The following is a 12,161-nucleotide window of genomic DNA, read 5'->3' on the forward strand; positions in this document are numbered from 1 at the left end:
CAGGCGATTGCAGGGAACAAATCCAGGGCCTGGGCTGTTAGACTTTCGGCCAGTCTGAATTAGGAGTTTCCCGTGATCACATCCCGTCTGCGCACGCTGCGCGACTACATCCGTTGGGCGGTCAGCCGCTTCCATGAGCACGACCTGTTCTTCGGCCACGGTGCCGACAACGCCTGGGATGAAGCCCGGTTGCTGGTGCTGGGGGCAGTCCACCTGCCGTGGGAGGTGGCCGACAGCTACCTGGACTGCATGCTCGAGGATGCCGAGCGTGTACAGCTGCAGCACCTGCTCAAACGCCGCATCGAAGAACGGGTGCCCACCGCTTACCTGTTGGGCGAGGCCTGGTTCTGTGGCATGTCGTTCATCGTCGACGAGCGCGTGCTGGTGCCGCGCTCACCCATTGGCGAGCTGCTGGAAAAGCGTGTTGAGCCGTGGCTCGGCGCTGAGCCAGCCCGCATTCTGGACCTGTGCACCGGCTCCGGCTGCATCGGGATCGTCGCCGCCGACGTCTTCCCGCAGGCCGAGGTGGTGCTGGCCGACCTGTCGTTCGAAGCGCTCGAAGTGGCCAACCAGAACATCGAGCGCCATGGCCTCGATGGCCGGGTGTACACCGTGCAGGGCGATGGTTTCGAGGGGTTGCCGGGCCAGCGCTTCGACCTCATCCTGTCCAACCCGCCCTACGTGGACGCCGAAGACTTCGGCGACATGCCGGCCGAGTACCACCACGAACCGGAGCTGGGCCTGGCCTGCGGTGCCGATGGTCTGGACCTGGTGCGGCGCATGCTGGCCGAAGCGGCCGATCACCTGACCGAAAAGGGCTTGTTGATCGTGGAGGTGGGCAATAGCCAGGTTCATGTCGAGGCGCTGTACCCGGAAGTCGACTTCGCCTGGCTCGAGTTCGAGCGCGGCGGGCATGGGGTATTCATGCTCACCGCCGAGCAGTGCCGTCAGCATCAGGCGTTGTTCAAAGGCCGCGTCTGAGGCCGAGTGGGGGGGCACGGGTGCCAGGCGCCCGTTCCGCCCAAGCCGTCTTCACACCACCTGAGGCTCGCACAACGCCGGCCCCAGGCTTTCAACGCGTGGCGATCCAGATCAGCAGCCCGGCCTGAAACAGTGCAAAGGCCACCAGGCAGGTGATGGTGAACCGCAAGCCGCTGTCTTCGCGCTGGTACTTGGCCACACGCTCGTCGCGCTCGCGCAAGCGGGCTTCGCCTTCCTGCAACTGCTGGTCTGCCTGCTGCAGCAACTGCGCTGCATCCAGAAGGCCCAGGCGCTGCACGCGCTCGCTGTTCCAGCCTACCTCCAACTGGTCTACCCGGGTCTCGGCCGTTCGGCCCTTGAGCACCTGCCCGTCTTCGTAGTGCACCTCAAGGCCTGCCCCACGCAGGCACTGGTCCCGGCGCAGGCGCGAGTCCTCCTCCAGCGCATCCTTGCTCGGCAGCGCAAAAGCCTCTACTCGGTAATTCGGCCATTTGCGCTGCAGCCACTGGGCAGCCTGGGCCAGCAAAAAGCGGCCCAGGCCGCGATTGACCGGCTCCAGTTGCAGGCCATGCTCGTCCCCCAGGTACACGCGCTTCGTCTGGTGATCTACGCGTATGTCCACCCGGTTATGGCCCTTGTGCACCTTCTGGTCGGGCAACCCAATCTGCATGCGCAGCAGGCTGTGGGCCGGGTCGTGGCGCTCGGCATAGCCGAACTGCACGAAACGCAGGGGGCGGGCGCCGGTCGCGCGGTCGCCAGGCAGGGGCGCCAGGCGCAGCAACTGGTGATGTTCGACGGCCAGGTCCGCCCAGGGCAGGGCGGGGGTGTGTTGGGGCTCTTCAGCCGGCTCTGTGGCAGCAGGTGGTGTGGTCATCAGGACATGTCCTTGGCTATGCACGCTGTATCGGCCGCCTGCGCGCAGACCTGAGCCCGTCGATCAGGCCGGTGGCAACTGGCGAATGAACGCGACGATCTGCTCGCCCAGCTCCCGTGCCAGCGGCAACTGGGGGTTCTGGTAACTCTCGCGCTGTTCGCTCATGTCCTTGGGGCTGATGCGCAGCATATGGTTCATGCCCTCGATCAGCACCAGGTGGGCATCGGGTTTGGCGTCCTTGAGCTTCTGCGCATCCGCCACGTCCACCTGCACGTCGTTGCGCCCCTGCACGATCAGCGCCGGCATGGACAGCCGCGCAAACGCGGCTGCCGGGTCCTGCCGGAACAAGGTGATCAGGTAGGGCTGCACGCTGGGGCGAAACACTTGGCGCAGTGGTGCGGGCACGTCCAGGCTGGTCTGGCCAGCTTCCAGGCGGTCGAGCAGGGCGCTGCCACGGGCCAGCTGCGCAGGCGGCAGGCGCTCGGCCAGCTGCTCACGCACCACCTCGGCCATGGGCCTGCCGCTGCCGGCCAGGCTGATCACTGCGCTGGCCCCGGCCTGCTCGGCGGCCAGGCTGGCGATCAGCGCACCTTCGCTGTGGCCGATCAGGATCAAGGGGCCGAAGCGGGGGTCGGCCTTGAGCTTGTGGCCCCAAGCCACCACATCGGCAACGTAGCGTTCCACGCTCAGGTCGCGCTCATCGGGCGTGGCCGGTTGGCTGGCGGCCACCCCGCGCTTGTCGTAGCGCACGCTGGCGATGTTTGCATTGGCCAGCAGCAGGGCCAGGCGCTTCAGGTTGTCCACGCGCCCGCCGGCCGGGTTGTTGCCGTCGCGGTCGGTGGGCCCGGAGCCTGCGATGATCAGCACCACCGGCGGCGGCGTGTCCTGCTGGGGTAACAGCAGGCTGCCGTGCAATACGCCCTGACCGGTGTCCAGGTCGATGGGGCGGTGCAGGACGGTGGGGGTGGCGGCATGGCAAAGGCTGGTCAACAGCAGGCAAAACAGGGCAATGAAACGCGGCATCGTGCGCAACTACACAGGGGGAGATAGCACTTTGACCCACAATGGCCAATGAAGGTTCTAGGGCCAGGTCCAAGGCCCTGCATCGCCCGTAACGATGCGCTTGCCAACCGGCCCGCACAGGCAGGCAATCCATCTGTATACTGCCGCTTTCGTTCACTTCAGGCAGATCTCGCGGAGCGTCCATGTCCGGCAATACCTACGGCAAGCTGTTCACTGTCACCACCGCTGGCGAAAGCCATGGCCCGGCGTTGGTCGCCATTGTCGATGGGTGCCCGCCAGGCCTTGAGATCTCTCTCGCCGACCTGCAGCGTGACCTGGACCGGCGCAAGCCCGGCACCAGCCGCCATACCACCCAGCGCCAGGAGCCCGATGAGGTTGAAATCCTCTCGGGCGTGTTCGAAGGGCGCACGACCGGTTGCTCCATTGGCCTGCTGATCCGCAACACCGACCAGAAGTCCAAGGACTATTCGGCCATCAAGGACCTGTTCCGCCCGGCCCATGCCGACTACACCTACCACCACAAATACGGCACCCGCGACTACCGTGGCGGCGGGCGTAGTTCGGCCCGCGAAACGGCCATGCGCGTGGCTGCCGGCGCCATCGCCAAGAAGTACCTGGCCACCCAGGGCATCACCGTGCGGGGCTACATGAGCCAGCTGGGCCCGATCGAAATCCCTTTCAAGACCTGGGACTCGGTGGAGCAGAACGCTTTCTTCAGCCCCGACCCGAGCAAGGTGCCGGAGCTTGAGGCGTACATGGACCAGCTGCGCCGCGATCAGGATTCGGTAGGCGCCAAGATCACCGTGGTGGCCGAGGGCGTGATGCCGGGCCTGGGCGAGCCGATTTTCGATCGCCTGGACGCCGAGCTGGCCCACGCGTTGATGAGCATCAATGCTGTGAAGGGTGTGGAAATCGGCGCAGGCTTTGCCAGCGTCGCGCAGCGCGGCACCGAACACCGCGACGAGATGACCCCGCAAGGTTTTCTCAGCAACAACGCGGGCGGCATCCTGGGTGGTATCTCCTCGGGCCAGCCGATCGTTGCTCACCTGGCACTCAAGCCCACCTCCAGCATCACCGTGCCGGGCCGCTCGGTGGACGTCGACGGCAACCCTGTGGACGTGATCACCAAAGGCCGGCATGACCCCTGTGTAGGCATTCGCGCCACCCCGATTGCCGAAGCGATGATGGCCATCGCGCTGATGGATCACCTGTTGCGCCACCGTGCCCAGAACGCCGAAGTGAAGGTGAGCACGCCGGTGCTGGGCCAGCTCTGACCCACCTGGGCCTGTTTTCTCGCGGCGGTGACTCAAGCGGCTGAGTCACCGCCGGCAGGCCCTGCTTTCCAAGGCAACCCCATGCAGCCAATACCCTACTGGCGATTGTCCAGCTTCTACCTCTTCTATTTCGCCTTGCTGGGGTCCACGGCGCCGTTCCTGGCGCTGTACTTCGACTATCTGGGCTTTTCGCCCGCGCGGATCGGCGAACTGGTGGCCATTCCCATGCTGATGCGCTGCATAGCGCCCAACCTGTGGGGCTGGCTAGGGGACCGGACCGGCCAGCGCCTGCTGATCGTGCGGCTTGGGGCGCTGTGCACGCTGGCAACGTTCAGCCTGATCTTCTTCGGCAAGAGCTACGCCTGGCTGGCGATGGTCATGGCCTTGCATGCGTTCTTCTGGCACGCGGTGCTGCCGCAGTTCGAGGTCATTACACTGGCGCACCTGCACGGCCAGACGTCGCGCTACAGCCAGGTACGGCTGTGGGGGTCGATCGGTTTCATCCTCACCGTGGTGGGGCTTGGGCGCCTGTTCGAGTGGCTGAGCCTGGACATCTACCCTGTGGCCCTGGTTCTGATCATGGCGGGTATAGTGGCCGCCAGCCTGTGGGTACCCAATGCCCAGCCCGTCGAACACGGTGAGCGGCAGGGGGCCGGCGGTTTCCTCATGCAGCTGCGTGCGCCTGGGGTCCTGGCGTTCTATGCCTGTGTGGCACTCATGCAACTGAGCCATGGGCCGTACTACACCTTCCTTACGCTGCACTTGGAGCACCTGGGTTACAGCCGAACGGCCATTGGCCTGCTGTGGGCGCTCGGGGTGGTGGCGGAGGTGGTGATGTTCATGCTCATGCGCCGGCTGTTCGCGCGGTTCAGCGTGCGCCGGGTGCTGCTAGCAAGCTTCGTACTGGCCGCGGTGCGCTGGCTGTTGCTGGGTAACCTGGCGGCGGAGCCCAGCGTACTGGTGGGCGCGCAGTTGCTGCATGCGGCCACCTTCGGCTGCTTTCACGCCGCCAGCATCGCCTTCGTACAGGCCAGTTTCGGCGCCAGGCAGCAGGGGCAGGGCCAGGCCCTGTATGCCGCGCTGTCGGGTACCGGCGGCGCCCTGGGCGCGTTGTACGCCGGCTACAGCTGGAACATGCTGGGCCCTGGGCTCACCTTTGGTATGGCCAGCGCCGCAGCACTGGCAGCAGCCGTTATCATGGCCTTTCATTCGCAACCGAACAGGACCTTACGATGAGCATCCTCTGCGTATTCGATCCCTCCACCCCGCAGTTGCCCAACAAGGTGCTGACCCACGCCGAAGACATCACGGCCGCGCTCGCCGAGCATGGGGTGACGCTGACCCAGGCTGAGCACGGGCTGCGGGTGCGTCCGGGCACTTTGCACGATGAGATGATGGAAGCTTGCCAAGCCCATCTGGATCACCTGATGACTACGCACGCCTGCCGGGCCTATGCGGTGATCAACCGTGACGGCATCGAGGCGCAAGGCCCTGATCTGCGCGATGAGCATGTGCTCGAGACCAACGAAGTGATCGCTGTGGTGAGCGGACGCGTGCAAGTCGGCTTGCGCCTGGGCGCTGGGGTGTATTCGGTGATGTGTGAGAAGGGCGACCAGTTGCGCGTGCCGGCGGGGACGCGGCGCTGGCTTGAGCTGGGTGAGGCGCCGTTTTGCCTGGCGTTCAGGCTATTTGCAGCACAAGCGGGGAGTCAGCCGATCTTCACCGGCGATGCGAGCGCGCGAGCGTTTTTGGGGATAGACGAGCTGTAGCCTTGCGCCCAAGACATGTGATGCCCGGGTAGGAGCGGCCTTGTGCCGCGATGGGTCGCGTAGCCCCCGGCGGTATTAGCTTTTACGCCGAAATCTTGGGGCCGCAGTGCGGCCCATCGCGGCACGAGGCCGCTCCTACCTGGAATGGTCGCTTTCGGGCAGTGAAAGAATCAGCGATACGTCGGCAACGCAAAACGCTGTTGGCTCTGCAGCATCGAGATCACCGGCAGCTCGCTGGCTTGCTCGGCCAGGTCACGGCGGATGGCGCTGATGGCCCAGGACAATTGCTCGGCGCTGTGCAGTTGGGTGTAGGTCAGTACACGGCGGGTAACCTTGCCGTCGGCCGCACGCAGAGTCAGCAAGATGCCGCCGTCAGGACGTGGTTGAGTCGCTACTTGGTAAGCAGGGAACACCGAGACGAATTTTTCCTGGATAAGGTTCATGACTACTCCTGACAAGGTGTGTGGCAATCGATGTCTAGATAGATTGCAGCGACCGTGCCAGAAACGGCGTGTAGGAAAAATCCAATAAAATCAGGGGCTTGGGCTACTTTTGGAGAATGCTTTCCATGCAACCTGCAAGGTCATGCATTTTGCACAGTGCATTTTGCACGGCGAGCCGATCAACACTATGGGCTCGATAGAAACGGAACCTTTGACGCGCAGGAAGGGCCTGACAAACACTTGGGCAACGATTTCTACCAGGAGGTTCCTTATGTCCACCCAGACTGCGCCCGCTCAGCCTGCTCAAATGTCTACCGATGAAGCGGCGGCCTTCGCCGCACAAGTATTCGACAAGGCCCGTCAAGGCGATGCCCCGATGCTGGAGCGCCTGCTGCAAAGCGGTCTGCCGGTGAACCTGCGTAATCACAAGGGCGACACCCTGCTGATGCTGGCCAGTTACCACGGCCACCATGACGCCGTTCAGGTGTTGCTCAGCCACGGGGCCGATCCGCTGATCGCCAACGACAATGGTCAGTTGCCCATCGCCGGTGCCGCCTTCAAAGGGGACATGGCCATGATCCGCCTGTTGCTGGAAAACGGTGTACCGGTCGATGCCGCTGCCCAGGATGGACGCACGGCCCTGATGTTGGCCGCCATGTTCAACCGTGTCGAGATCCTCGAGTACCTGCTGGCCCAGGGTGCCAACCCCGCCTTGCAAGATGCCCGTGGTGCCAACGCACTGATGGCAGCCCAGACCATGGGCGCAGTGGACGCCACCGCACGCCTGCAAGCGCTGGCAGGCTAACGGGCAGGGGGCGTTTGCGGCTATCCTTGGCGACTTTGCCATCGCCACAGGCCCCCCTCATGAAAACTCAGCTGCTCGAATTCATCCGCCTCATCGGTGCAGGCTGCCTGCGCGAAGAAGACATCGAGCGCATTGCCGACGAGGCTGCCCAGGCCTACGCCGACCCCGACGCCTTCCTGGCCGCCAACCCCGACATCAACTACGACGACAGCTTTCCCATCCCACTGGGCGAATGGATAGTGCTCGGCAGCCTGCCCGATACCGTGGTATTCCAGGCCGACACTTATCAGGAGCTGTTCCAGCAGATCAGCGACTCTTTCGACAAGAGCGTGCCGTTCACGCTCAAGCCCAAGCAGCTGGCAAGCACCGAACCGCTCGTTGCGCTCAACCGCATCCAGGTGCAGATGGGAGCGCTCAACAAGGAAGCCGGTGGCTACGTACTGCTCGATTTCAGCCAGTTGCTCGATGATGAGTTGCAGATGGTCATGGTGGGCCAGCAGGATCTGGAACGGGTCCAGGCGCTGGCCGCTGAACTCGGCATCAAGGCCGAGCCAGCCTTGGAGGCCCTGAAAATCGCCCTGCACGCCTGACCGTTTCGTACACGGCCGCACACCGGCGCTGTCAGCCCAGTGCGGTGTCCAGGAACATCATCACCGCAAAACCGCCCATCAGGCCGAGCGTGGCTGAGGTCTGGTGGCCGTGACGGTGGGTTTCAGGAATGACCTCGTGGCTCACCACGAAGATCATCGCGCCCGCCGCCAGCCCCATGCTGATGGGGTAGGCCACGGCAAAGCCGGTGGAAATGCCCAGGCCGATGATCGCGCCCAAGGGTTCCATCACCCCTGAACCAATCGCCACCAGTGCGGCCTTCAGGTTGGACAGCCCGGTCGCCCGCAGCGCCAGCGCCACGGCCAGGCCCTCCGGGATGTCCTGGATGGCGATGGCGGTAGTCAGTGGCAGGCCGATGTTCATGTCACCGTTGGTGAAGCTCACTCCGATGGCCATGCCCTCGGGCAAGTTGTGCAGGGTAATGGCCAGCACGAACAGCCAGACCCGGCTGAACCGTTCGGTTTCTGGCCCAACCACGCCGACGCGTTCATGCTCGTGCGGTGTGAAACGGTCAAGGCCCAGCATCAGCAGCACGCCCAACCCCATGCCGACGACCACGATCAAAGCCGCACCCGGCCCACTGCCGGTGATTTCCCGCGCCGCGTCCAGACCCGGCAGGATCAGCGAAAACGAACTGGCCGCCAGCATCATGCCGGCAGCGAACCCCAGCATCACGTCCTGGTTACGGCTACTGACATCACGCAAAACCACGGCCAGCACGGCGCCCAGTGCGGTGGCGCCAAACCCGGACAGGCCACCGAGCGCGGCCAGGTGCAGGTTTTCGGAATGATCGCCGTTGACCGCGTTCCACAGGCTTGCACCCAGCAGGATCACGACGGCCACCAGGCTCAGCGCAAGGCCTGCTCCGACCCAGGGGTTGTTGGCTATCTGTTGCCGCCACACGCTGAACGGCGAGGGCGGGGTGGCGCTGTGGCTGTGGGCAGGTGGCATGCAGAACCTCTGATCGAAATGACGATGCATCATAGGCAGTGACCTGCTGGCCAGGCCAAGGATTCCCTTCTATTGAACCGATAGGGGGCTATGCTATGCAGCAATACACTCATCAACTGGAGTACGCGGTATGGGATCGATGTTCAACAGCCTGGTAGGTCTGATCATTCTTGCCCTGGATATCTGGGCCATCATCAACGTCTACAAGAGCGACCGCGAAGTGGGCGTAAAGGTGTTGTGGATTCTCCTGATTGCCCTGCTGCCAGTCGTGGGGCTGGTGATCTGGGCCATCGCCGGCCCGCGCGGCTCGGGCCGGCTTTGAAGTCAGCACAACTACACCCCTGGCGCCACAGGCGCATCCAGGCCGTGACAAAATTTTCACAATGAATTAAACAGAATCCGCACCCGCACAATGCCGCGCTGGTCTTGCGCCAGCGCCTTCTTCGCAAACCGCATTTCTAGGACCTTCCTGTTCATGGCCAACCCGGACGCCTTGAAGCAACGGCGCGCGCGAGCGCCGTTCTCGCCGACCCTCAAATCCCACCTGGCCTATACGCTGCTCAGCGCGCTGGTCATCATGCTGATGCTCAGCCTCGTGCGTCTGGCACTGCTGGTCTACAACAGCGACATGATTGGCGACACGCCAGCGGCCACGGTCGCCGAAGGGTTCGTCAACGGCCTGCGCTTCGACCTTCGGGTGGTGGTGTACATCAGCATACCGCTGCTGCTGGCACTGCTGAGCCCCTGGGCCATGGCCCGCCGGGGTGTGTTCCGGTTCTGGCTGACGCTCACCGCCAGCGTGGTGATGTTCCTGGGCCTGATGGAGCTGGACTTCTATCGCGAGTTCCACCAGCGTCTGAACGGGCTGGTGTTCCAGTACATCAAGGAAGACCCCAAAACCGTCATGAGCATGCTCTGGTACGGCTTCCCAGTGGTGCGCTACCTGCTGGCCTGGGTGTTCGGAACCTGGCTGCTCAGCCTGCTGTTCAAAGGTGTGGACCGGCTGACCCGCGGGATTGGGACCCAGCCGGTGGCTGCCTGGTATTACCGCCTGGCAGTGTTCATGGTGATCCTGCTGGTGGCCGTGATCGCCGCCCGTGGCACCCTGCGTCAGGGGCCGCCCATGCGCTGGGGTGACGCGTTCACCACCGACTCGAACTTCGTCAACCAGTTGGGCCTCAACGGCACCCTGACCCTGATCGACGCCGCCAAGAGCCGCTTTGGCGAGGACCGCGCCAACATCTGGAAGCCGGTGCTGGAGCAGAATCTGGCGACCCAGACCGTACGCCAGCAACTGCTGACCCCCCATGACACCCTGGTCGATGCCGACGAAGCTGCCGTGCGCCGCGATTTCGTGCCGCCAGCCGAGGGCACCCTGCCCATCAAGAACGTGGTGGTGATCCTGATGGAGAGCTTCGCGGGCCATTCGGTCGGCGCGCTGGGCAGCCTCAACAACATCACCCCTTACTTCGACAAGCTGGCCAAGGAAGGGCTGTTGTTCGACCGTTTCTTCTCCAACGGCACCCACACGCACCAGGGCATGTTCGCCACCATGGCGTGCTTCCCCAACCTGCCAGGCTTCGAGTACCTGATGCAAACCCCGGAGGGCGGTCACAAGCTGTCCGGGCTGCCAGCCTTGCTCAGCGCCCGTGACTACGACGACGTGTACGTCTACAACGGCGATTTCGCCTGGGACAACCAGTCCGGCTTCTTCGGCAACCAGGGCATGACCACCTTCATCGGCCGGCAGGACTTCGTCGACCCGGTGTTCTCTGACCCGACGTGGGGCGTGTCCGACCAGGACATGTTCGACCGCGGCAATCAGGAACTGGCCAAGCACGATGGTAAAAAGCCGATCTATGCCTTGCTCCAGACCCTGTCCAACCACACGCCGTACGCCCTGCCCAAGGACCTGCCGGTGGAGAAGGTGACCGGGCAAGGCCGCCTGGACGAACACCTGACGGCCATGCGCTACTCGGACTGGGCCCTGGGCCAGTTCTTCGAGAAGGCGCGCAAGGAGCCTTACTTCAAGGACACCCTGTTCGTGATTGTGGGTGACCATGGTTTCGGCAACCATCAACAGGTCACCGAACTGGACCTGGGACGGTTCAACGTACCGCTGCTGCTGATCGCCCCAGGCATCCAGGAGAAGTTCGGTGCGGTCAACCATACCGTGGGCACCCAGGTCGATATCGTACCGACTATCATGGGTCGCCTGGGCGGCCAGACGCGCCATCAGTGCTGGGGGCGCGACTTGCTCAACCTGCCTGAGGGCGACCCAGGCATCGGCATGATCAAGCCTTCGGGCAGCGAGCAGATCGTGGGCCTGGTGCAGGGCGACCGTATCCTGATCGAGTCCAAGGACATGACCCCGCGCCTGTACCGCTATCAGTTGGGTCGCGAGTTCAAGGCCGAGCTCATCGAAAGCCCGGACCAGCCGCAGTTGCTCAAGCAGCTCGAAGCCTATATTCAGACGGCCACCAAGAGCTTGCTGGACAACACGGCAGGGGTAGTGCACGGCACGCCGAAGTAACCGTGTCCACGCCCCCGACCAGGGCCGCTACCGGGCGGCCCTGGTCGGGGGTGTTCAACTTTCTGAACATTCCCCAAGGGCCAAGGTCAGTTATTCAGGCATCGCGTAAGGTGTCGTTTGATTGAGAGGGCTCGTTCGATGAAAGAGTGGGAAGTCATCTTTGCCGACCAGAAAGGCGCACCGACCTCGATCGTGCTGCAGGCAGAACATCGCCCCAGCGAGGAAGACGCCGCCCGTGCCATCCGCACGCGGTTGTTCCCGGTCATGGATGAGCTGGACCTCAACGATTTTCAGGATCGCGCGGTTTCCCCCACGGCGCGCTGGCTGAAAGAACACAGCGGCGTCACCATCACCAGCATTGAAGAGGCGCCCTGATTCACGGTTTGCGTAGCGTCCGCCTGGGCACTACGCTGCATGAAGGTGCCCGCCGGCTGCGCAGGCGGCACCGTTCCCACCCGCGTCTTGTATCAGCTCGAACTGCCCGACGATTTGGGGCAGGTGCCCGTGCACGGAAAGTCTATCCACTGCGTTATTCAGGAGGACGATTCATGAGCAGCCAACACGACGATATCAGCAGCAACGTCCTGCGCCAGATGAAGGCAGGCGGTTTCGATTTCACCCAGATTCACCCTATCGAGTTCTATGCCGTTTTCCCGGATGAAGCCGCTGCGCGTCGCGCAGCCGGGGAGTTTCGTGGCGAATCGCTCAACGCTCAGGTGACCGAGCTCGATGACGGTGCCTGGCACCTGGAACTCAGTAAAATCATGTTCGCCACCCACGGTGGCATTGGCGATTTCGAGGAGGCCTTCGAGCAGGTTGTCACGCCTTATGGCGGCGAAGTGGAGGGGTGGGGGGTCAAGCACGAGCGCCTCACGGCCTAGGCCATTGGGCCGTCCTGC

General features: G+C 63.7%; 14 protein-coding genes. 10 read left to right on the forward strand and 4 right to left on the reverse strand.

Annotation, left to right across the window (positions count from 1 at the left end; genetic code table 11):
• Positions 1-72: 72 nt before the first annotated feature.
• Positions 73-981, forward strand: a complete 909-nt coding sequence (gene prmB, locus NMB38_RS06105; RefSeq protein WP_027914298.1) for a 50S ribosomal protein L3 N(5)-glutamine methyltransferase — start codon at positions 73-75, stop codon at positions 979-981.
• Positions 982-1,072: 91 nt separating this feature from the next.
• Here prmB and NMB38_RS06110 read toward each other — a convergent pair whose 3' ends face one another.
• Both NMB38_RS06110 and NMB38_RS06115 read right to left on the reverse strand, forming a co-directional pair.
• Positions 1,073-1,855 carry a hypothetical protein gene (locus tag NMB38_RS06110; protein WP_027914299.1) on the reverse strand — a complete coding sequence of 261 codons (783 nt, stop codon included), beginning with the start codon at positions 1,853-1,855 and terminating at the stop codon, positions 1,073-1,075.
• 63 nt (positions 1,856-1,918) lie between these two features.
• Positions 1,919-2,878, reverse strand: a complete 960-nt coding sequence (locus NMB38_RS06115) for an alpha/beta hydrolase (protein WP_027914300.1) — start codon at positions 2,876-2,878, stop codon at positions 1,919-1,921.
• 182 nt (positions 2,879-3,060) lie between these two features.
• Between NMB38_RS06115 and aroC the strand changes: the two genes are divergently transcribed.
• From aroC to NMB38_RS06130, 3 genes are all read left to right on the forward strand, one after another.
• Positions 3,061-4,152, forward strand: a complete 1,092-nt coding sequence (gene aroC, locus NMB38_RS06120) for a chorismate synthase (RefSeq protein WP_027914301.1) — start codon at positions 3,061-3,063, stop codon at positions 4,150-4,152.
• An 81-nt stretch (positions 4,153-4,233) separates the two neighbouring features.
• Positions 4,234-5,388, forward strand: coding sequence for an MFS transporter (locus tag NMB38_RS06125; RefSeq protein WP_088523769.1), 1,155 nt, complete (start codon positions 4,234-4,236; stop codon positions 5,386-5,388).
• The gene (locus NMB38_RS06130) at positions 5,385-5,921 is read left to right on the forward strand and encodes an oxidase (RefSeq protein ID WP_028687837.1); all 537 of its coding nucleotides are present in this window, start codon (positions 5,385-5,387) and stop codon (positions 5,919-5,921) included. Before NMB38_RS06125 ends, NMB38_RS06130 begins: the two co-directional genes overlap by 4 nt.
• 170 nt (positions 5,922-6,091) lie before the next feature.
• Here NMB38_RS06130 and NMB38_RS06135 read toward each other — a convergent pair whose 3' ends face one another.
• Positions 6,092-6,364: a DUF3509 domain-containing protein gene (locus NMB38_RS06135; protein ID WP_023535336.1), complete on the reverse strand. Its 273-nt coding sequence runs from the start codon at positions 6,362-6,364 to the stop codon at positions 6,092-6,094.
• 271 nt (positions 6,365-6,635) lie between these two features.
• Between NMB38_RS06135 and NMB38_RS06140 the strand changes: the two genes are divergently transcribed.
• Both NMB38_RS06140 and NMB38_RS06145 read left to right on the forward strand, forming a co-directional pair.
• Positions 6,636-7,169, forward strand: coding sequence for an ankyrin repeat domain-containing protein (locus NMB38_RS06140; RefSeq protein WP_028687838.1), 534 nt, complete (start codon positions 6,636-6,638; stop codon positions 7,167-7,169).
• A 59-nt stretch (positions 7,170-7,228) separates the two neighbouring features.
• Positions 7,229-7,759, forward strand: coding sequence for a hypothetical protein (locus tag NMB38_RS06145; protein WP_282478530.1), 531 nt, complete (start codon positions 7,229-7,231; stop codon positions 7,757-7,759).
• 31 nt (positions 7,760-7,790) lie between these two features.
• On the opposite strand, the gene NMB38_RS06150 is transcribed toward NMB38_RS06145, so the two are convergent.
• Positions 7,791-8,729: a ZIP family metal transporter gene (locus tag NMB38_RS06150; protein ID WP_027914306.1), complete on the reverse strand. Its 939-nt coding sequence runs from the start codon at positions 8,727-8,729 to the stop codon at positions 7,791-7,793.
• A 130-nt stretch (positions 8,730-8,859) separates the two neighbouring features.
• Between NMB38_RS06150 and NMB38_RS06155 the strand changes: the two genes are divergently transcribed.
• From NMB38_RS06155 to NMB38_RS06170, 4 genes are all read left to right on the forward strand, one after another.
• A complete protein-coding gene (locus NMB38_RS06155) occupies positions 8,860-9,051 on the forward strand; it encodes a PLDc N-terminal domain-containing protein (protein ID WP_027914307.1) in 192 nt (63 codons plus the stop codon).
• A gap of 153 nt (positions 9,052-9,204) precedes the next feature.
• Complete coding sequence (locus NMB38_RS06160; protein WP_490806168.1) at positions 9,205-11,262, forward strand: LTA synthase family protein; 2,058 nt, start codon at positions 9,205-9,207, stop codon at positions 11,260-11,262.
• Positions 11,263-11,400: 138 nt separating this feature from the next.
• Positions 11,401-11,637, forward strand: coding sequence for a hypothetical protein (locus NMB38_RS06165; protein ID WP_023535304.1), 237 nt, complete (start codon positions 11,401-11,403; stop codon positions 11,635-11,637).
• A gap of 173 nt (positions 11,638-11,810) precedes the next feature.
• Entirely contained in the window at positions 11,811-12,143 is a 333-nt protein-coding gene (locus tag NMB38_RS06170) for a ribonuclease E inhibitor RraB (protein ID WP_023535326.1), read from the forward strand.
• The last annotated feature ends 18 nt before the right edge of the window (positions 12,144-12,161 follow it).

It is taken from the genome of Pseudomonas sp. FBCC-B35 (assembly GCF_059133755.1).

Excerpts from the sequence above, each read along its gene's own strand:
- NMB38_RS06110 (WP_027914299.1), bottom strand. The coding sequence starts at position 1,855 with ATGACCACACCACCTGCTGCCACAGAGCCGGCTGAAGAGCCCCAACAC.
- NMB38_RS06165 (WP_023535304.1), top strand. The coding sequence starts at position 11,401 with ATGAAAGAGTGGGAAGTCATCTTTGCCGACCAGAAAGGCGCACCGACC.
- NMB38_RS06145 (WP_282478530.1), top strand. The coding sequence starts at position 7,229 with ATGAAAACTCAGCTGCTCGAATTCATCCGCCTCATCGGTGCAGGCTGC.
- aroC (WP_027914301.1), top strand. The coding sequence starts at position 3,061 with ATGTCCGGCAATACCTACGGCAAGCTGTTCACTGTCACCACCGCTGGC.
- NMB38_RS06170 (WP_023535326.1), top strand. The coding sequence starts at position 11,811 with ATGAGCAGCCAACACGACGATATCAGCAGCAACGTCCTGCGCCAGATG.
- NMB38_RS06130 (WP_028687837.1), top strand. The coding sequence starts at position 5,385 with ATGAGCATCCTCTGCGTATTCGATCCCTCCACCCCGCAGTTGCCCAAC.
- NMB38_RS06140 (WP_028687838.1), top strand. The coding sequence starts at position 6,636 with ATGTCCACCCAGACTGCGCCCGCTCAGCCTGCTCAAATGTCTACCGAT.
- NMB38_RS06160 (WP_490806168.1), top strand. The coding sequence starts at position 9,205 with ATGGCCAACCCGGACGCCTTGAAGCAACGGCGCGCGCGAGCGCCGTTC.
- NMB38_RS06150 (WP_027914306.1), bottom strand. The coding sequence starts at position 8,729 with ATGCCACCTGCCCACAGCCACAGCGCCACCCCGCCCTCGCCGTTCAGC.
- NMB38_RS06155 (WP_027914307.1), top strand. The coding sequence starts at position 8,860 with ATGGGATCGATGTTCAACAGCCTGGTAGGTCTGATCATTCTTGCCCTG.
- NMB38_RS06115 (WP_027914300.1), bottom strand. The coding sequence starts at position 2,878 with ATGCCGCGTTTCATTGCCCTGTTTTGCCTGCTGTTGACCAGCCTTTGC.
- NMB38_RS06135 (WP_023535336.1), bottom strand. The coding sequence starts at position 6,364 with ATGAACCTTATCCAGGAAAAATTCGTCTCGGTGTTCCCTGCTTACCAA.
- NMB38_RS06125 (WP_088523769.1), top strand. The coding sequence starts at position 4,234 with ATGCAGCCAATACCCTACTGGCGATTGTCCAGCTTCTACCTCTTCTAT.